General features: G+C 67.1%; 17 protein-coding genes and 2 pseudogenes. 7 read left to right on the top strand and 12 right to left on the bottom strand.

Going from position 1 to position 18,369, the window contains the following annotated elements; genetic code table 11:
- Positions 1 to 8: 8 nt before the first annotated feature.
- Together IU452_RS31550 and IU452_RS31545 are read right to left on the bottom strand one after the other, a co-directional pair.
- Positions 9 to 548, bottom strand: coding sequence for a hypothetical protein (locus tag IU452_RS31550; RefSeq protein ID WP_195112873.1), 540 nt, complete (start codon positions 546 to 548; stop codon positions 9 to 11).
- A gap of 195 nt (positions 549 to 743) precedes the next feature.
- Positions 744 to 995 (bottom strand): hypothetical protein, encoded by a 252-nt coding sequence (locus IU452_RS31545; protein WP_195112872.1) that lies wholly within the window; start codon positions 993 to 995, stop codon positions 744 to 746.
- A gap of 294 nt (positions 996 to 1,289) precedes the next feature.
- Here IU452_RS31545 and IU452_RS31540 point away from each other — a divergent pair, with 294 nt between their 5' ends.
- The gene (locus tag IU452_RS31540) at positions 1,290 to 1,997 is read left to right on the top strand and encodes a response regulator transcription factor (protein WP_195112871.1); all 708 of its coding nucleotides are present in this window, start codon (positions 1,290 to 1,292) and stop codon (positions 1,995 to 1,997) included.
- A gap of 50 nt (positions 1,998 to 2,047) precedes the next feature.
- Here IU452_RS31540 and IU452_RS31535 read toward each other — a convergent pair whose 3' ends face one another.
- The 6 genes from IU452_RS31535 to IU452_RS31515 all read right to left on the bottom strand — a co-directional run bounded on the left by IU452_RS31535 (position 2,048) and on the right by IU452_RS31515 (position 7,748).
- Positions 2,048 to 2,551, bottom strand: a complete 504-nt coding sequence (locus tag IU452_RS31535) for a nucleoside deaminase (protein ID WP_324192941.1) — start codon at positions 2,549 to 2,551, stop codon at positions 2,048 to 2,050.
- Positions 2,552 to 2,721: 170 nt separating this feature from the next.
- Positions 2,722 to 3,363 carry a histidine phosphatase family protein gene (locus tag IU452_RS38675; RefSeq protein ID WP_228819117.1) on the bottom strand — a complete coding sequence of 214 codons (642 nt, stop codon included), beginning with the start codon at positions 3,361 to 3,363 and terminating at the stop codon, positions 2,722 to 2,724.
- On the bottom strand, positions 3,360 to 5,159 hold the full coding sequence (locus IU452_RS38670; protein WP_228819116.1) for a carbamoyltransferase: 1,800 nt from the start codon (positions 5,157 to 5,159) through the stop codon (positions 3,360 to 3,362). Before IU452_RS38670 ends, IU452_RS38675 begins: the two co-directional genes overlap by 4 nt.
- A 17-nt stretch (positions 5,160 to 5,176) precedes the next feature.
- Positions 5,177 to 6,283: an NAD(P)/FAD-dependent oxidoreductase gene (locus tag IU452_RS31525; protein ID WP_195112870.1), complete on the bottom strand. Its 1,107-nt coding sequence runs from the start codon at positions 6,281 to 6,283 to the stop codon at positions 5,177 to 5,179.
- Positions 6,280 to 7,248 (bottom strand): hypothetical protein, encoded by a 969-nt coding sequence (locus tag IU452_RS31520; protein WP_195112869.1) that lies wholly within the window; start codon positions 7,246 to 7,248, stop codon positions 6,280 to 6,282. Before IU452_RS31520 ends, IU452_RS31525 begins: the two co-directional genes overlap by 4 nt.
- 35 nt (positions 7,249 to 7,283) lie before the next feature.
- Positions 7,284 to 7,748, bottom strand: a complete 465-nt coding sequence (locus IU452_RS31515; protein ID WP_195112868.1) for an SRPBCC family protein — start codon at positions 7,746 to 7,748, stop codon at positions 7,284 to 7,286.
- A 234-nt stretch (positions 7,749 to 7,982) separates the two neighbouring features.
- On the opposite strand from IU452_RS31515, the gene IU452_RS31510 reads away from it, so the two are divergent.
- The 5 genes from IU452_RS31510 (at position 7,983) to xdhC (ending at position 15,587) form a co-directional block, all read left to right on the top strand.
- A complete protein-coding gene (locus tag IU452_RS31510; protein ID WP_195112867.1) occupies positions 7,983 to 9,041 on the top strand; it encodes an AMP-binding protein in 1,059 nt (352 codons plus the stop codon).
- On the top strand, positions 9,041 to 10,402 hold the full coding sequence (locus IU452_RS31505; RefSeq protein WP_195112866.1) for an aldehyde dehydrogenase family protein: 1,362 nt from the start codon (positions 9,041 to 9,043) through the stop codon (positions 10,400 to 10,402). The genes IU452_RS31510 and IU452_RS31505 overlap by 1 nt, the downstream gene beginning before the upstream one ends.
- A gap of 418 nt (positions 10,403 to 10,820) precedes the next feature.
- Positions 10,821 to 12,296, top strand: coding sequence for a xanthine dehydrogenase small subunit (locus IU452_RS31500; protein WP_195112865.1), 1,476 nt, complete (start codon positions 10,821 to 10,823; stop codon positions 12,294 to 12,296).
- Complete coding sequence (gene xdhB / locus IU452_RS31495) at positions 12,293 to 14,776, top strand: xanthine dehydrogenase molybdopterin binding subunit (RefSeq protein ID WP_228819115.1); 2,484 nt, start codon at positions 12,293 to 12,295, stop codon at positions 14,774 to 14,776. Before IU452_RS31500 ends, xdhB begins: the two co-directional genes overlap by 4 nt.
- Position 14,777: 1 nt before the next feature.
- A complete protein-coding gene (gene xdhC, locus IU452_RS31490; protein WP_195112864.1) occupies positions 14,778 to 15,587 on the top strand; it encodes a xanthine dehydrogenase accessory protein XdhC in 810 nt (269 codons plus the stop codon).
- A gap of 15 nt (positions 15,588 to 15,602) precedes the next feature.
- Here the strand turns inward: xdhC and IU452_RS31485 are convergent, their stop codons facing one another.
- Entirely contained in the window at positions 15,603 to 15,839 is a 237-nt protein-coding gene (locus IU452_RS31485; RefSeq protein WP_195112863.1) for a hypothetical protein, read from the bottom strand.
- Between the two features lie 323 nt (positions 15,840 to 16,162).
- On the opposite strand from IU452_RS31485, the gene IU452_RS31480 reads away from it, so the two are divergent.
- Positions 16,163 to 16,804 (top strand): hypothetical protein, encoded by a 642-nt coding sequence (locus IU452_RS31480; protein WP_195112862.1) that lies wholly within the window; start codon positions 16,163 to 16,165, stop codon positions 16,802 to 16,804.
- 96 nt (positions 16,805 to 16,900) lie between these two features.
- Here the strand turns inward: IU452_RS31480 and IU452_RS38665 are convergent, their stop codons facing one another.
- From IU452_RS38665 to IU452_RS31470, 3 genes and pseudogenes are all read right to left on the bottom strand, one after another.
- On the bottom strand, positions 16,901 to 17,326 hold the full coding sequence (locus IU452_RS38665) for a nitroreductase family deazaflavin-dependent oxidoreductase (protein WP_324192966.1): 426 nt from the start codon (positions 17,324 to 17,326) through the stop codon (positions 16,901 to 16,903).
- Between the two features lie 105 nt (positions 17,327 to 17,431).
- Positions 17,432 to 18,043, bottom strand: a pseudogene (locus IU452_RS31475) (HAD family hydrolase); the annotation flags it as partial.
- A 36-nt stretch (positions 18,044 to 18,079) separates the two neighbouring features.
- Positions 18,080 to 18,369: pseudogene (locus IU452_RS31470) on the bottom strand (bifunctional 3,4-dihydroxy-2-butanone-4-phosphate synthase/GTP cyclohydrolase II); the annotation flags it as partial.

The following is an 18,369-nucleotide window of genomic DNA, read 5'->3' as shown; positions in this document are numbered from 1 at the left end:
TACCGGCGTCAGAGCTCTCTCAAGATCGGGTCGCGGCGTGGCCCGACGGTCCGGGCGCGGAAGCCGATCAGCGTCGCCAACAGCTCGGCCTCGTACTCCTCCCTGGAGGCGTAGCTGGACAGCCCGCGGGCGGCACGCACGGTGGAGAGGTCGATCTCGTGGTCCACCCCTCCGCTGCGCAGCGTGCTCCAGTCCACCGTGGAGATCGACGTGTCCTGCCCGTGGTCGAGCAGCATATGGCTGACCTCGTGCAGAGCCACATGGAGTTCCACGGCGGGATCGGAGGACTGCCGAAGAAAGATCGCTTCGTAGTCCTTGCATTCCAGCCAGAGCCCGCACAGGCCTACCGGAGCGGTGGGCGGCAGCAGCAGTCGGACGATCCGGCGGCCGCGCATGCGCTCGACCGACGCGATGAACTCCTCGATCGTCCAGTCCGCAGGCAGTTCGAGACGATCGACAAGAGTGTGTAAACGGGCGCGCGTGGAAACCTTGCCGCGGAGGAGTTTCCACGTCAGTGCGGAGACAGTGGGCCGGTCCGGTTTCAACATGCCACGTGGCTCCCTCGTCAGAGTGCGGCGTCGATGCCTGCGACGTCCGGCTCGTCGGTGCATGGCTGGTTTCAGCTGCTGCGTCGAGGCCGGTATTCGATCTTCTGAACCCCCCTAGGGCAGAGTAGACGAACCTGCGGTCGGCTGCCAGGTGGAGAACGATGTCAACCGTTGTCCGCCAGTTGATTTGCGGGGTTATGCCGTCGGGGGTTCGGTCCGGCCGGATCCGTCTGCGGCATCCGTGGATTCGGCGACATTCTGCAGTGCTTGCAGCAGCCGATCGATCGCCGCCTTGGGAAAGACCAGCTGGTAACCCTCTGTGTGGCTGTGCGCCTGTGTCAACTCGATGCCGAGCCGGTCGAGCTCGGACACGAGATCCACGACCGAACGGTGGTTGCGAGCCAGGTCCTGTAAAGCGGTCTCGTCGGCGCCCCACTTGTCCACCATGGCAAGCACCGTATCACTCGGCTGCGCAGAGATGCCCACGATGCACGTTCATTGCTCCGCACGACCGATGGTGATGGGCATCTCTGCCCGCACTTCGTGCACATCTATGCACACGAATGGGTTGACATGCATAAACCTGCTCGTTAGGGTCGGTCCGTGGGTCCCGGTTCGACACCGCGCTGGAAGCCCTTTCGACGGATGCGGAATATCGCCGCGCCGCGATATTTCCTACAGGGGCGGAACACCGTGGCGCGGCATTGGAGGAGCCACCAGATGAACGATGACGACACGTAGATGGCCGTTCGTACAGCTTTGCGCACCACGGCACTGCACAATCGGCATCGCCATGCCGAGATGCGCAAGCCCGAGGTGGTTCGACCGCGGACACTGATGGTTGTCTCCGATTCACCGTTCGCCCGAATGGATTTCGGCAATGCGGTGGCGGCGCACGACGGATTTGCCCTGGCGGGCACCTGCGCCTGGTCCGAGGCCGTGGACAGGTCCGCGCGCTGGCGTCCCGAGGTGATCGTGCTGGATGCCTCGGTGCGGCGGCTGGCCGACCTGGCCTCGACGGTGGCCCGGCTGCGGGAGCTGGAGCATTCGCCGATGATCACGCTGCTGGTGGAACATGGTGCCACCAAGGCGGATATCGGCCAGGTCGACGCGGCGGTGATCAAGGACTGCGGTGTCCTCGCCGTGCTGGAGGTGCTGAATGTGCTGATATCGGGAGCGGTGCTGGCGGTCGCACCGCAGCGGGATCGTGTCCACACCGATGCGATGAATTATCAAGTGCGGCAGCGTCTTGCCATGTTGACCAAGCGGGAGCGGGAGATTCTGCGGCTGATCGTGGAGGGCCTGTCCAATCGGGAGATCGGTGCCCGATTGTTCCTCAGCCAGGAAACGGTGAAGGAATACGTCAGCCGGGTGCTGTCGAAACTCGGGGTGAGCAGCCGCATCGAGGCCGCAGTGGCCGCTGTCCGCGCGGGATTCGACGACCGCTGAGGGCGACGGATGATCCGGTCGTCATTCCGGCGCCCGGCACGCGGGGCGATTCAGTAGTCGATGCGGTCGGACTTGGCCAGCCATGCGTCGAACGGCGCCGTACGGTTGGGCAGGTCCAGTTGCTCGACCCGCATCGGCCACATCGACTGGGGCTTCTTTTCGAGCAGGTCGTAGAACTTGCGATCGTCGAAACCGGCCACCGCGGCATCGTGCCGATCGGCGGAGTAGACGATCCGGTCGACACGCGCCCACAGCGCAGAGGACAGGCACATCGGGCACGGCTCGCACGAGGTGATCAGGACGCAGCCCTCGAGCGAGAAGGTGTTCAGCTGCCTGCAGGCGGCACGCATCGCGCTCACCTCGGCGTGTGCCATCGGGTCCAAGGTCGCGGTGACCTGGTTGTTCCCGACCGCGACAACCTCGCCGTCCTTGGCGACCAGTGCGCCGAACGGGCCGCCGCCGTTCGCGACGCTGGTGGTGGCCAGCTTGATCGCCTCGTCCATCCAGGCGCGCTCCAGCTCCTGGATGCTTATTTCTCGGGTGTGCGCGGTCACGGTCACTCCTTTTGTCGCAACTTGTGTGAGGAGTACACAGCCAATCGAGGGGGGCCGGATAGGGGTGGAAGACATGAAGACGTCCGCAGGCTGAGACCGGCTTTTCGTAGACTTTGACAAGAGCCGGTCCGCGTCGACCATTATGCGAACTTCTTCCATTTTTCCGGAGCTCACCGCAGGTGCGACGTGTCGTTCAGAAATTGCACCGACGCATTCCCCTCGCCGTAATAGGCCACCGCCGACACCGAAGCCGCCGCCAGTTCCATCCGGAACAGCGACTCGGGCGGCGCGCCCAGCGCCAGCCGGACCAGCGTCCGCAGCGGCACGATATGCGAGACGACCAGCACTGTCCGTCCCGCATACCGCGCCAGCAGTTTGTCCCGGGACAGCACGACGCGGCGCGTGACCGCCTCGAACGACTCGCCCGTGCCACCCGGCACCGCCGTCGGCGACTCCCGCCACGCCGCCAGCTCGTCCGGGTAACGCTCGCGCACCTCGGCGAACGTAAGCCCTTCCCAGACACCGAAATCCGCCTCGCGCAGCCCGTCGTCGACCCGGACCTCCAGCCCCAGCCGTCGCGCCGCCGCGGCGGCCGTCTCCCGGCAGCGCCGCAGGGGTGAGGACACCACCGCCTGCACCGTCCCGCGTGCCGCGAGCATCTCCGCGGCGGCATCGGCCTGCCGCCGCCCGGTATCCGACAAGGCCGGGTCGGAGCCGCCGCTGCCCGACAATCGCTTCTCCGGCGTCAGCGCCGTCTCGCCGTGCCGCAGCAGTAGCAGCGTTGTGGGCGCCCCGAAGTCGGCGATCGTCATGCGGGTCTGTCGGCCTTCGTGACGAGGTAGTTGCCCAGCACGAGGTAATCGATCTCCGTGCCGAGGAAACAGGTCAGCGCATCGGCCGGGGTGCACACGATCGGTTCGCCCGCCACGTTGAACGAGGTATTGATCAGACAGGGAATGTCGGTCAGCGCGGTGAACTCGCGCAACAGCGCTGCCAGCCGCGGGGTGTCCTCGTCGGTGATCGTCTGCACCCTGGAGGTGCCGTCCACATGGGTCGCGCCCGGGATCACGTCGTGAAATTCCGGCCGCACCGGGAAGACGAACGTCATGTACGGCGAACGGGTCTTGCGGCCCATGTCGAAGATCTTCGGCGCGTCCGACTCGAGCACGATCGGTGCGAACGGGCGGAACGGCTCGCGGTGTTTGACCCGGGTATTGATGACGTCCTTGATGTCCGGGAAGTGCGGGTTCGCAAGGATACTGCGGTGGCCCAGGGCCCGAGGGCCGTGCTCGAGCCGGCCCTCGTACCAGCCGATGACGACCTTCTCGGTGAGCAGTTTCGCCACCTGATCGACGACCTCGTCGTCGCTGTGCCTGCTCCATTCCACTCGATTGCCGAACTCCCGCAGGGCCTGTTCGATCGTCGAGTCGTCGTATTCCGGCCCGAGATACGGAGTGACCCGCGGCACGGCCTTCTTCTTGTCGGCGTTGTCCGGGTGAGTGATCCACGCGTAGACCGCGGCACCGATGACGATGCCCGTATCGCTGGCGCCGAAACTCACGTCCATATCGTCGAACCGCGAACCCTCGAACAAGGGAGTGTTGTTGAGGCAGTTCAGCGCCACACCACCCTCGAACAGCAGGTGGTTCAGATCCGTCTTGGCCGCCAATGCACGCAGCTGGTGGCCCGTGACGACGTTCAGCATCTCCTGTGCGGCGGCGGCCACGCGAGCCTTGTATTCGAGGGTCTCCCGGGCGGGACCGAAGTACTGCTCGAACAGGGGGTCGAGGCCACGAGGGTTGTCCGTCTCCAGGGGCCTGGAGAAGGTGTACCGACCGTCGGAGTGCAGTTGGACGAAATCCTCGACGAACGGGTTCGGCACCGGGGGCCGGGCGTATCCGGACAGGCCCATCACCTTGTATTCGTCGTTGTTGGGCACGAAGCCCAGGAAACGCGTGATCGCGCTGAACAGGATGCCGATCGAGTATTCCGCACCGATTGCCGTCTCGTCGAAGACGCGGATGCGGCCGTCGCGGATTTCGCCCGTCAGCGCCGAAAACCGTTCCGCGCGACCATCGCTGACGAGGAATGCGCTGTCCTTCATACCGGCCATGTAGTAGCCGGTCATCGCGTGGGCGAGGTGGTGCGGCATGAACACCACCTTGTTCGGATCGGGGGTGAACCCGGTGCGTGCGGCGAAGTCGGCCAGGATTGCCTCCGGGCCGACGACTTCGGCGGCCAGCTTGCCGATGCTGCTCAGCAAGTACTGCTTCGCCGTCGGTTCCATCGGCGCGGACGAGATGTCGGACAGCACCTGGCCCACGACCTCGGCGGACCAATTCCAGGGAATGGCAATGAGATCGATGTCGGAGAACTGCAACCCCGCGTACTCGAGACACCAGTGCACCGAGTTGATCGGGAAGTCGGTGGTCTTCTTTTCCCGGTTGAGCCGCTCTTCCTCCACGGCGGCGACCAGCTCGCCGTCCACCAGCAGCGCTGCACCCGCATCGTGGCCGAGCAGGTAATGCTTATCGGTGCCGACCGCGCCGAAGTTCTCGGCAAAGAACTCCGAGACGCGGGTGAAACCGTTGCACCCCAAGACAATCATGACAATTTCCTTCGTTGCTACACGGCCGCGGCCGAGCCGCCGAGGCAGCGGGCGGTGCTGAGACCGGCCGTGTCGATCCAGGGTTGCTTGCCGAGCACGAGGTCGCGGACGATCTCTCCGGCGGCGGGGGCTTGGCATATCCCCTGGCCGGAGAATCCTGCCGCGTAGAGGAAGGGGCGGGAGGGATCGCGGCCGATGAAGGCCATCCCGTCCGGGCTGACGTCGAGATCTCCGCCCCACCCGCGCTCTAGGCGGTTCCCGGCGAGGGCCGGGAAGGTGGTGCCGAGTTGGTGTGACACCCGGTGTAGCCAGGCCTCCCGGGATTCGTCCGGGCCGGGGCGGCCCATCCCGACGAGGATGCGTTCTCCCCAGCTTCGTATCCGCAGGCCGGACGGGTGCAGGGTCATCGGCAGGGTGGGGGCACCCGCGGGCGCGTCGGTGAGGAGCATGTCGACGGGGTATGTGGTCACCGGGAGGCGCACGCCGGCCATGGCGGCGACCGTTCCCGCCCAGGGCCCGGCCGCGCAGACGATGATGTCCGCGCGGATGCTGCCCGCCGACGTGTGGACCCGTCCGTCGGGCTCGATGCCCGTGACGGATGTTTCCGTGCGCAGGACGGCGCCCGCCTGCCGGGCGGCCGTGGCGTAGCCGCGCACGATGGTCGCGGGGTCGCAGGCGTAGGCCTCGGGTGCCCAGGCCGCGGCCAGGATGGTGCGCTCGTCGACCAGCGGGTTGCGTTGCGCTGCTTCGGCAGCGGTCACGAGCTCGACGTCCACTCCTGCGGCCCGCTGGTCGGCTCGGGTGCGTCGAAAGTCCTCCACCTGGTGTTCCTCGGTGAACAACACCAGGAAGCCGATTCGGTTCAGGCCGAGGTCGGTTCCGGTCCGCTCGGCGAAGGCGTGGTAGGCCGCCATGCTGCGGACGGCAAGGCTGCTGATGAGGGCATTGCCGGGAAAATAGGTCCGGACGACGCCCGCGGTGGTCCCGGACGATCCCGATCCGAGCGCGCCACGGTCGAGCAGGACCGTGCCGACGCCCGCCTCGGCGAGCCGGCAGGCGATCGAGGTGCCGATGACCCCGCCGCCGACGACGAGGGCGTCGGTACGTTCGGGCAACCCGCTCACGCCGGCCGACCCACTTCGGCCGGGCGTAGTTGGCGCAGGTGGTCGCCGGTGCCCCACGGGTACAGCTGCAGGTTCCAGCCGCCCAGGCAGTTGACGTAGAGGGCCATCTGGCTCACCACGGCGAGGAAGTCGTCGCGGTCGAGGTGGTCGAGGCAGGCGAGGAAGCGCTGGGTGAAGGCCCACAGCTTCTCCAGACCGCAGTAGCCCAGGAATTCGGCCGGAATGCCGACCAGCAGGCGTGCCATGTGGCGCAGCGAATCCATCGGCATGTCCTGGACCGCGGCCCGGACCAGGCCGCCGTAGGTGGCATACCCCAGCGGCCGCGTCTCACCGTTGACGAACAACAAGGTGGGCAGCACCGTCTCGAAGCTCCCGGCCCCGGACGGGATCGACCCCCGGTGCAGATCGGCCAGCTCGGGTGGCTCGGACAGCCAGATCCGCTCGGTCTCGGCGTGCACGTCGTGGATCAGGCGGTTCGCGTCCGGATCGGCGGCCGTCAGATGGGGGATGCGGTGACCGCCTGCCATGCCGGCCTTTCGGACCTCCACGAGGACCGGCTCGGTGTTCGAATAGACCGAATCCCACACCGCCTGTCCGGCGGTCAGCAGAGCCGGGATGTCTTCCGGCCGGATCCGGCCCACCGGCGAGGCCGGCATCGGTTCGGTCAACGTGCCGTACTTGATGCCCAAATGCTGGAGCGCGGAACAGAATACGGTCCCGTCGGGCGCCTCGCGCCGATCCGCGATCCGAGTGGACGCGGGCAGATGCAGCAGCGAGGGGATCGGTGCGACGTGATACAGATGCTGTCCCGCGACCAGCGCGTGCCCCTGCAGACTTCGGTAGGGCAGGGCCTCCCACAGCGCATCGGCCAGTTCGGCGTTGCGACCGTCGAGTTCCGCGGTCACGGTGATACCCAGATCGGGCCAGGCGATTTCGAGCTTCCGACCGGACAACGTCTCAGTCAAGGCTTTCTCCTTCGTGCGGTGAGATGTCGTCGCGGCTATTTCTGTGCGAAGTGGTCCCGAATGGAGTCGGTCTGCTTCGCCATCATGGCGATGATCGTCTCGACGACGTCGGTGTCGGCGTCGTCGGCGATCGTCAGCTCGCGTGTCCAATCGAAGAAGCAGCGGTTCGGATCGTTGGTGATCGGCCGGACGCGAATAGTGGCGAGATAGGCGTCCACGCCCATCGTCGGCTCGATGGATCGGTAGGTTTGCGACCGCTCAACCTCGTTGCGCCCGGCGACCTCCTGCTGGACGAGGCCGCCGCTGAACGCCAGCGTGAAGTTGTACAGCGACGGAACTCGTTCGGGCGCACCGCCGTCGACCCAATGCACATCCGTCGCCGCAGGTCCGGACACGATCGATACCACCTTCAAGGCATCGCGGACGACGGCCCAGACGGTGTCCGGATCGGCGTCGACGATGGTCGAGTGGTACATCGTGTGCTTCCGCTGGATCGCCACGAGAACTCCTTGTCCGGCAAGGGAATTCCCTTGCTTTCCTCATAACCTGTGGAGGGAGTACACAGCCGACCGAGCGGAATGTGATAGGGATGGAAGGCATGAAAACGGGTGTAGGCCGATGCTGACATTTCGTAGACTTCTACAGGGGTCGGCGCCGCCCTTTTTCTAGTAGCATTATTGTATTTCTTTGTGTCGCAATCATTTCCGCTCGCGGATTTTTCGAGAGGGTAGTCCATGGCAGAGCAAGATGGCGGAGAATTCGTTCGGGAGATGATGCGGTGGCACTTCAGCCCGGAGACCGGGTCACCGTTCTGGCTCAAGCGGGCCGAGACACTGGGCTTCGATCCGCTGACCGATGTCCGGGATTTCGACGATCTCGGCATGTTTCCCAATGTGGTGGACGAGCTGCGCGATGTCGGCGTCCGCGAGCTGATTCCCCGCGGCTTCGGTGACGAGCACCGGGCCAGCGTCTATGAAAGCGGCGGCACCACAGGGCAACCCAAACGAGTGATGTTCACCGCGGAGTGGCAGCGTCGCAACGTCGAATGGTTCAGCGAGCGACTGGATGAGCACGGGGTACCCCGAAATGTGGACTGGCTCAGCGCGGTTCCCAGCGGGCCGCACAATGTCGGAGCAATGGCCGTCGACACCGCGGCGCTGCGCGGCGGGCTGAATTTCGGCATCGATCTGGACCCACGGTGGGTGAAGAAGCTGATCGCGCACGGCCGGATGGATATGGCCGCCGCCTACACCGATCATCTCATCGAGCAGATCGGCTACATTCTGTCCAGCCAACACGTGGGCGTGCTCTTCGCCACCCCGCCGATGCTGGAACGCCTCGCAGAGCACGACGACCTGGTCGAGCTGGTGAACCGGAAGATCCGCGCGATTATCTGGGGCGGTACACATCTGGATGCCGACACCCGAGATCTGCTGCGCGACGAGGTGTTTCCGAACGCCACGCTGGTCGGAGGCTACGGCAGCACCATGATGCTGGGGACCTCGGTGGAGCGGCCCGGCCTCGGTGACGACGAGCCGTGCGTATTCGACTCCTTCACTCCGTACACCACGTTCCAGGTGGTCGACCCCGACACCGGCCGGGTCGTTCCGTACGGCGAGCGCGGGCAGATCGTGGTGCACCATATGAGCCGAACGGCGCTGCTGGTCAACAATATCGAGCGGGACTACGCCACTCGGGTCGAGCCGTTGACGGGCGGTTTCGGCGATTCGGTCGCCGACGTGGCTCCCGTGGCGTCCTTCAGCGGTGCGACGGTGATCGAGGGCGTGTACTGATGGTGCCCCTCGAGGTGCTCGGACCCGGCGGCTCCTACCGCTCCCGCCGACTGGAGACCATCCGCGACGTCACCGGAAATCCGGTCGCGACATTGAGTCTCGCACCCTCGCTGTACGTCACCCGTGCGATGAAGGCGCTGCGCCGGGCACCGGTGCTGCCCCTCGACGCACGGATCGCGGCGCTCGCCCAGGCGGGCCGGGCGTTCGCCACGCAGGCGATCGCGGGACTGACGGCGGAGGAATATCAGCACACCGTCAGCGCCGCCACCGGGATACCGATCGCGGTGGTGCGCAACGCCACCGGTGATATCGCACAGGCCGCCGAGCGGATCCATCACAGCGTCGAGAAGGCGCGGCCCGCCGGGGCGGTCGGCTCGTGGCGCGATCCACTGACCTGGGGCGGCGGGGCGGTCTGGACCCGCCGCGGTGACGTGTTCGCCGTTCATGCGGCGGGCAACCACCCCGGAGTACACCAGGGGTGGCTGGATGCCGTGGCGCTGGGCTATCGGGTCGCCGTGCGTCCCTCCCGCCGTGAGCCGTTCACACCGCACCGGCTGGTCGCCGCCCTCCGCGAGGCCGGGTTCGGCGACGACCGCATCGTGTTGCTGCCCACCGATCACACCGCGGCCGACGACATCCTCCGGCACGCCGACCTCGCCGTGGTGTACGGCGGTGACGATGTCGTGCGCAAATATGCGGGCGATCCGCGCGTCCTGCCACAGGGCCCCGGGCGCTCCAAGGTCCTCATCACCGCCGAAACCCCGTGGGAGCCGATCATCGACACCGTCGTGGAGTCGATCAGCAGCGGCGGGGGAGTCGGTTGCGTCAACGCCACCGGCGTACTCGTCGAAGGCGACCCCACCCCCGTGGCGGCAGCGCTCGCCGATCGCCTCGCCGCGCTGCCCAGCCTGCCCGCGACGGACGAACGCGCGGTCCTGCCCGTAGCGCCGCTCGGCCTCGCCCGCCGGTGGGACGAGCATCTTCGGCAGCGGGCCGCGGGGACCAAGGCGTGGCTCGGCGGCGACGGTATCGTCGACGACCTCGGCGACGGCAGTGCCGTGCTGCGCCCGGCCGTGCATCAGCTCGACAGCCCCTTCGCCGAACAGCTCGGTGTGGAGTTGGGCTTCCCCTGCGCGTGGATCGCACCGTGGGACCGCGATGCCGGGGTCCGGCCCCTGCGCAACACCCTCGTCCTCACCGCCGCCACCACCGATGCCGACCTGATCGACGAGCTGGTGGCCGAGCCGACCATCGGCAACGTCCACCTCGGTGACCATCCGACGCCGTGGATGGCGCCCGGACTCCCGCACGACGGCTATCTCGCCGAATTCCTCATGCGAACCAAGACTATTCTGCGTTAACCGGTGGAAACATTGCCGTCATATTCATTTGGACGATGAACCGACGTATATGGCGGCCCGTGACCGGTTCATCAGAGATTCCTACAAATGGCCGCTGATCGATATACGTAGGCTTGACCGATGGGCCCACAGGGACGTAGTTTCGTCACACCGACCCGTGAGCTGCTGGAAGGAGGCGAAGTCGGATGTCGACCATCTCCGACCTGCGTCGCCTCGCTCACCGCACCGCGTGGGTTCCGGGTCGCGTAGCGCACGGCTCCTGAGCAGCCCGGCATTCCGATCTCTGTCACCGCCTGCGGCACGTCGCCCCGCGTGCCGATTTGCGCTCCGGTTCTCGGGCCGCGCCACCGAAATAGAAAGCTCGTAAAATGGCGACTAGGATAATTAGATCGACCGCGCACCGAAATGAGGATGTGCCATGGTAGCGGCGCGGATCACGGTCAACGGGAAGGTCACTCCGATTTCCCCGGCCGCACCCCACACCACGGTCCTGGATTTCCTGCGTGAGCGTGGCCTCACCGGGAGCAAGGAAGGCTGCGCCGAGGGTGAATGCGGCGCGTGTTCGGTCCTGGTGGCCCGTCCGGGCGTGCACCGGCCCACCGACTGGGTCGCGATCAACGCCTGCCTGGTCCCGGCCGCCGCCCTCGACGGCCAGGAGATCGTCACCGCCGAAGGACTCGTCACCGCCGGCGCGCCGGGCGGACCCGCCGCCCTGCATCCGGTGCAGCAGGAGATGGCGGTGCGCGGTGGCTCGCAATGTGGTTACTGCACACCCGGATTCATCTGCAGTATGGCCGCCGAGTACTACCGTCCCGACCGCTGCGCTCCTGCGGATTCGGCTGCCACGGAGGCGGATACGCACTCCTGCGAACACGGTCCCAATGGCTTCGACCTGCATGCGCTGAGCGGAAACCTGTGCCGCTGCACGGGATACCGCCCGATCCGCGATGCGGCGTACGCCGTCGGAACGCCGAGCGCCGACGATCCTCTCGCACAACGGCGTGAGCAGTCCCCGCCCGAACCGGCCGCCACCGAATTCACCGGCGACGGCCGCACGTTCCGGCGGCCGGAGACCCTGGCCGAAGCACTGCGGCTGTTGCGTGAACGGCCCGACGCGGTGGTCGTCGCCGGCTGCACCGACTGGGGCGTGGAGGTGAACATCCGTGCGCGGCGGGCGGATTACGTGATCGCGATCGATCGCCTTCCCGAATTACGGGAGCTGCGTGTGGAATCGGATCACATCGAGATCGGGGCCGCCCTGTCCCTCACCGAGATCGAACGGCGCCTCGACGGCAGCGTGCCTCTGCTCGCGGAGTTGTTCCCCCAGTTCGCATCCCGCCTCATCCGCAACGGAGCGACCCTGGGCGGCAACCTGGGCACCGGTTCGCCCATCGGTGACAGCCCGCCCGTGTTGCTCGCGCTCGGGGCGTCGGTGGTGCTCGCCGACTCCGACGGTGAGCGGGAGGTCGACCTGGCCGACTACTTCACCGGCTACCGGCGCAGCGTGCGGCGGCCGGACGAGCTGATTCGTGCCGTGCGCATTCCGCTGCCGCTGGCACCGGTGGTGGCATTCCACAAGATCGCCAAGCGCCGCTTCGACGACATCTCCAGCGTGGCAGTCGCTTTCGCGGTGGACATCGAGGACGGGAAGGTGCGCACCGCGCGGATCGGCCTGGGTGGCGTGGCCGCCACCCCGATCCGCGCCCGCGACACCGAGGCGGAACTGGAAGGAAAGCCCTGGTCGGCGGAGACCGTCGAGGCCGCCGCGCGGGTATTGCAATCCGAGGGCACGCCGATGAGCGACCATCGCGCCAGCGCCGAGTACCGCTCCGCCATGCTCGGCCAGAGCCTGCTGAAGCTGTACGCGCAAACCACCGAGGCGGTGTTGTCATGAGTAGCCTGTCCGAGCGTCCGGAGAACGCCATTGTCGGCGTCGCGATGCCGCATGAGAGCGCCACCCTGCACGTCACCGGTACCGCGCTCTACACCGACGACCTGGTGTATCGCACCAAGGACGTGCTGCACGCCTACCCGGTCCAGGTCATGAAGGCGCACGGCCGGATCACGGCACTGCGCACCGAACCCGCGCTCGCCGTGCCCGGTGTGGTGCGCGTGCTGACCGGCGCCGATGTGCCGGGTGTCAACGATGCCGGGATGAAGCACGACGAGCCGCTGTTCCCCGACGAGGTCATGTTCCACGGCCACGCCGTCGCCTGGGTGCTCGGCGAGACCCTGGAGGCGGCCCGCCTCGGCGCCGCGGCCGTCGAGGTGGACCTCGACGAACAGCCCGCGCTCATCACGTTGCAGGATGCGATGGCGGCCGACAGCTATCACGGCGCTCGGCCCGTGATGGTGACCGGCGACGTGGAGTCGGGCTTCGCCGACTCGGCACACGTCTTCACCGGCGAGTTCCAGTTCTCCGGTCAGGAGCACTTCTACCTCGAGACGCACGCGTCGCTGGCCCAGATCGACGAGGCCGGGCAGGTGTTCGTGCAGAGCAGCACCCAGCATCCCTCGGAGACACAGGAAATCGTCGCGCACGTGCTGGGCGTCGCCAGCCACGAGGTCACGGTGCAGTGTCTGCGGATGGGTGGCGGCTTCGGCGGCAAGGAAATGCAGCCGCACGGATTCGCGGCCGTCGCCGCACTCGGCGCCAAGCTGACCGGCCGCCCGGTTCGGGTGCGGCTCAACCGGACTCAGGACCTCACCATGTCCGGTAAGCGGCACGGCTTCCATGCCTCATGGAAGATCGGTTTCGACGCCGACGGCCGCATCCGGGCCCTGGACGCGACCCTGACCGCGGACGGCGGCTGGAGCCTGGACCTTTCCGAGCCGGTGCTGGCTCGGGCGATGTGCCACATCGACAACATCTACTGGATTCCCAACGCCCGCGTCGCCGGTCGCATCGCCAAGACCAACACCGTGTCCAACACCGCCTTCCGCGGCTTCGGCGGACCGCAGGGCATGCTGGTCATGGAGGACATCCTGGGCCGGTGCGCGCCGCTGCTGGGCCGGGACCCGATGGAGTTGCGGGAGCGCAACTTCTACCGGCCCGGGCAGGGTCAGTGCACGCCGTACGGGCAGCCGGTCGGCCACCCCGAACGGATTTCCGTCACCTGGGACCAGGTTCGCAGCAACGGCAGCATTGCCGAGCGCAAGCGCGAGATCGCTGCCTTCAACGCCGCCCACCCGAATACCAAACGGGCGGTGGCGATCACGGGCGTCAAATTCGGAATCTCGTTCAACCTCACCGCCTTCAACCAGGGCGGCTCGCTGGTGCTGATCTACAAGGACGGCTCGGTCCTGATCAACCACGGCGGCACCGAGATGGGGCAGGGCCTGCACACCAAGATGTTGCAGGTGGCCGCGACCACCCTGGGTATTCCGCTGCACAAGGTGCGGCTGGCTCCGACGCGCACCGACAAGGTGCCCAACACCTCTGCCACCGCCGCCAGCTCCGGCGCGGATCTCAACGGTGCGGCGGTGAAGAACGCCTGTGAGCAGTTGCGTGCGCGGCTGTTGCAGGTGGCCGCGTCTCAACTGGGTGTGAACGCCTCGGATGTGCGCATCGTGGACGGTGTCGCGCGCGCTCTGGGCAGCGACCGGGAACTGGCCTGGGACGACCTCGTACGTACCGCCTACTTCCAGCGAGTGCAGTTGTCGGCGGCCGGTTTCTACCGCACCGAGGGGCTGCACTGGGATGCCAAGACGTTCCGGGGGTCGCCGTTCAAGTACTTCGCCTACGGTGCGGCCGCGACCGAGGTGGAGGTGGACGGCTTCACCGGCGCCTACCGCATCCGGCGGGTGGATATCGTGCACGATGTCGGCGACAGCCTCTCGCCGCTGATCGACCTCGGTCAGGTCGAGGGCGGTTTCGTGCAGGGCGCGGGCTGGCTGACGCTGGAGGATCTGCGCTGGGACACCGGCGACGGCCCCGGCCGCGGCCGGCTGCTCACCCAGGCCGCGAGTACCTATAAGCTGCCGAGCTTTTCGGAGATGCCCGAGGAGTTCCACGTCACGCTGCTCGAGAACGCCACCGAGGAGGGCGCGGTCTACGGATCCAAGGCGGTCGGTGAACCACCGTTGATGCTGGCGTTCTCGGTGCGAGAAGCGTTGCGGCAGGCCGTCGCCGCGTTCGGTCCGCAGGGTGTCAGCGTCGAGTTGGCCTCGCCCGCAACTCCGGAGGCGGTGTATTGGGCGATCCGAGCCGCTCGCCGGGGCGATACTTCGCGCAACGGTCACGACCGCGACGGTCGTGCCACCAACGGGCACGCCACCGCCGAACATGTCGCCGATGGCAAGGGCGGCAACGGCAATGGCCGGGTCGGCAACGGCAAGGCCCCCACCGATGCAGGCGCATTGAGCAGTGCCTGACATGACATGGGTGGCCGCGGTCGCGCGGTTGCGAGCCCGCCGGGAACCCGGCGTGCTGGTGACCGTCGCGACCGTGCGCGGCCACGCGCCCCGCCGGGCCGGGGCGAAACTCGTTGTGGGACACAGCGAGACCTGGGGATCGGTCGGCGGCGGCAATATCGAGGCCGTCGCGATCGATCGGGCCCGCGAGCTGATCGGCACGCCCGAAGCGGAGCCGGAGCTGATGGAATTCGCCCTCAACGACAAGGTCACCAACCAACACGGCGTGCAATGTTGTGGGGGAGTCGTCACCGTCCTCCTCGAACCGTTGCCGGTGGTCCCCGCGGTGGCGATCTTCGGCGTCGGGCACGTGGGGCTGGAGCTGGCCCGCATCCTGGCCCGCCACAACCTCGATCTGCACCTGATCGATACCCGTCCCGATCAGCTCACCGAGGAACGGCTCGGTGTGCTCGCGGATGCGGTGGCGCAGGTCCACGTGCACCACACACCGCTGCTGCCGGAGGAGGTGCTCGCGGAGCTGCCCCCCGGCACCCACATCCTGATCATGACCCACGATCACGCCGAGGACGCCGCCCTGTGCGACGCCGCCTTGCGCACAACGGATGTGGGCTCGATCGGACTGATCGGCTCGGCCGCCAAATGGGCGCGGTTCCGGAAACGCCTGGCCACCGAGGGCGGCCACGACGACGCCACCATCGACCGGATCAAGACCCCGATCGGACTGGCCGAGATCACCGGCAAGGAGCCCGCCACGATCGCGGTGAGCGTCGCGGCAGACCTGCTCCAGACCTTCGAACGGACCCGCTACTGACCGGAGGAACCAGGGTCAGCAGATGATGAAGTATTTCTGCAGGCGCTGGCTGTCGCCGGGCACATCCCAGGCGATCACCGCCCACCGGCCGTCGCACTCGCTCACCGTGGTGCCCGCACTGCCGAGTTCGCCGAGGTCGTCGAGTTCGTGCACGATCATCTGAACCGCGCACGGCGGGGGCAGTCCGGGTTCCTCGAAGCGCATCTCCCCGGTCACCGTCTGGCCCGCGCGGACCAGGAACAGGCTGTGCATTCCCTCTCGAACGAGCGATCAGATACTCGACTTATCCCGACCGATCAGACCCCCGTTACCACCGAACCCAACAGTGAGCCTTATCCGGGCAGGTCGGTCGGTGGCTGCGGTTGCACACTCGACTACCCGGTACAGGACACGCGGGTGGGTCGGTGTATGCGTGCTGTCGGCTCGGTGCGGTCTAGCGTCGTGACCGAATAGCGTCCGACCCGTGGCGGGGGTGGCATCGAATATGTCGTTGGTTAGGTGATGTGGTGCTGGTGCGTCCGGCCCGGTTTGTTCGGTCTATGTCCTGCGTTTTCTTCGCCGTCACGGAGGTTGCTGTGAAAATCAATCCGCCCGCAGTGGGGTCGTTGCTGGCTGTCGTCATCGCGTGTGCCGGGGCCGGGGCCACCGCACACGCCCAGGAGTATCCGGATCCGCCGTGGAGCGGGCACTGCGCCGGTGAAAATGTCGAGGTAGCGGCGGAAAAGCCCTTCGTGATCCAAGCGTGCCAACGCGCCTACAGCGCCGCCGCCCGCGCCGCCGTCGCCGCCGACTTCGCCGCCACCACCACCAGCGCCAAGACCGCCGCCCGCTTCGCCGCCATCGCCGCCACCGCCGCCCGCAACGCCGACGACGCCCGCGGCGGCGCCGCCGACGGCAGCGACGCCGACGGCGCTGCCGCCCGCTTCGCCGCCACCGCGGCCCGCCGCGCCGCCGACGTCGCCTTGTTCATCCGCATCGAGGCCGATGCCGCGGTCGACGATGGCGCCGACCCCGACGTCGCCGCCGTCGCCGCTGATTTCGCCGCCGCCGCCAGCGCCGCCGCCTCCGCCGCGAGGACGGCGGAGGACAGTCCTAAGGATGCGGCGCTTGCAAACAAGGCGGCCGAAGCGGAAGAAGCGGCGGTCGACAAGTCTAGGAAGGCGTACGGGGAGCCGGAGTCGGTGAAGATTCCGCGGATCACCGAGAAGACCGGATAGAAGACGGGTGAGGATTCGGCTGCCAGGCCCGTTCCAGCGGCTGGGGGCTCGTCGTGCCGGGATCTGCCGGGTCACCGGCCGAGTAACGGCCCACAGTTATGTTCGGATGCGGGTGAGTTCGAAGAGCGGAAAGACACGATCGGTCTGGGCCTGGAGATCCGCGAGTATGGGGTATCCCTCGGTGATCCGCTCGAAGAGCTTGTCGCGCTCGTCGCGCGGTAGCTCATGCGCAACCACCTCATAGATATCGGTACCGACCTCGATGCGGGCCTGCGGGTTGGCACGGAGGTTGTGCACCCATGCCGGAGCCTTGGGCGCGCCGCTGTACGAGCCGACGATCAGTATGCGCCCGTCGATCTCGTGGTAGGCGAGCGGCAGCAGTCGGGGCTTGCCGGATCTGGCGCCCGTCGTATGGAGTAGCAGCAGCGTGCCGCCCGGTGGCCTGTCGACGTGGCCGCCGTTGGCGCGGAACTCCTCGACGATGCAGCGGTCGAAGTCGTTGAGCGCGTCGATATCCGAGATATGCCGGGGCTCGGGTGTATTCGCCCGGAGCGATCGGTCGGCGGCAACGGTCGCGGTAACCAGGTGCAGTCGCCTGTGCTGGGGATCGGTGAGTGTGGGGACGAGCAGCGTCGGCATTCCGAGGTCGACGGCCGCGCCGTCGCGCGAGGGCCGGTCGCCGACCATGAGAGTTCGCGCGGCGGGCGTACCGAGCTGATTGAGGGCCAGTCGGAAGATTGCGGGGTCGGGCTTCTGGACGCCGTGCTCGTAGGACAGAACGAACGAGTCGATCAGGCCGAGTAGGCCCGCGTCGGCGAATGCGGGACGGATATCGAAGTGGATGTCGCTGAGAATGCCGATTTTGCAGTCGTTTTCGGCGAGGGCGTGGAAGGTGGTGGCGACGTCGTCGGCGAAAGGGTTATAGGTGGTGTCGGACTCGACGGCATAGAGGGCGTCGGCCAACTCCTCGTCGATGCCTGCGTCGGCGAACACATCGAAGTAGGTGTCTTTGTGTAGCGCGGCGCTGGTGTCGACCCCAGGGCCATCGAGTCGGTTCGGTTGCCCCGCTGCCTTTTTCACGGCGTCCAACAGGGCCTTCGTGGCGTCGTCGTCAGCTGTGCGGCCGGTGCGCCGTAGCGCCTCACGCGCCCAACCGTGCAGGGAGGGAACGGATACCACTGTTCCGCGCCAGTCGAAGATCACGGCTCGAATGAAGCCGGAGTTCGTCGGTGTAGGCATACTGGTTCAACTTCTCCTTGTCGATCGCGGCCCTCGTCACCGTGCGGTTTTGCCCAAGTCCAGGTCGTCCAGGCCGACCAGGGTGTGGCCCATCCGGTCGCGTTTGGTGCGTAGGTAGTGCAGGTTCTCGGCGTTGGCGCGCACCGGCGTCGGCACCCGTTCGGTGATGGACAGCCCGTAGCCATTCAGGCCGACGAGTTTGGCCGGGTTGTTGGTCAGCAGCCGCATCGACGTGATGCCCAGATCGACCAGGATCTGCGCGCCGGTGCCGTAGTCGCGGGCATCGGCGGGCAGGCCCAGCTCGATATTGGCATCGACGGTGTCGT

The sequence above is a fragment of the Nocardia transvalensis genome (genome assembly GCF_015477765.1).
Taxonomy (GTDB): Bacteria; Actinomycetota; Actinomycetes; order Mycobacteriales; family Mycobacteriaceae; genus Nocardia; species Nocardia transvalensis_A.
The sequence above is the reverse complement of the archived record's forward strand: the minus strand, read 5'-3'. Positions and strand labels throughout refer to the sequence as shown.

Bases quoted from the DNA above. Each gene is read 5' to 3' on its own strand.
- IU452_RS31485 (WP_195112863.1), bottom strand. From the start codon at position 15,839: ATGCACAGCCTGTTCCTGGTCCGCGCGGGCCAGACGGTGACCGGGGAG.
- IU452_RS31505 (WP_195112866.1), top strand. From the start codon at position 9,041: ATGGTGCCCCTCGAGGTGCTCGGACCCGGCGGCTCCTACCGCTCCCGC.
- IU452_RS31500 (WP_195112865.1), top strand. From the start codon at position 10,821: ATGGTAGCGGCGCGGATCACGGTCAACGGGAAGGTCACTCCGATTTCC.
- IU452_RS31550 (WP_195112873.1), bottom strand. From the start codon at position 548: ATGTTGAAACCGGACCGGCCCACTGTCTCCGCACTGACGTGGAAACTC.
- IU452_RS31545 (WP_195112872.1), bottom strand. From the start codon at position 995: ATGGTGGACAAGTGGGGCGCCGACGAGACCGCTTTACAGGACCTGGCT.
- IU452_RS38670 (WP_228819116.1), bottom strand. From the start codon at position 5,159: ATGATTGTCTTGGGGTGCAACGGTTTCACCCGCGTCTCGGAGTTCTTT.
- IU452_RS38675 (WP_228819117.1), bottom strand. From the start codon at position 3,363: ATGACGATCGCCGACTTCGGGGCGCCCACAACGCTGCTACTGCTGCGG.
- xdhB (WP_228819115.1), top strand. From the start codon at position 12,293: ATGAGTAGCCTGTCCGAGCGTCCGGAGAACGCCATTGTCGGCGTCGCG.
- xdhC (WP_195112864.1), top strand. From the start codon at position 14,778: ATGACATGGGTGGCCGCGGTCGCGCGGTTGCGAGCCCGCCGGGAACCC.
- IU452_RS31540 (WP_195112871.1), top strand. From the start codon at position 1,290: ATGGCCGTTCGTACAGCTTTGCGCACCACGGCACTGCACAATCGGCAT.
- IU452_RS31510 (WP_195112867.1), top strand. From the start codon at position 7,983: ATGGCAGAGCAAGATGGCGGAGAATTCGTTCGGGAGATGATGCGGTGG.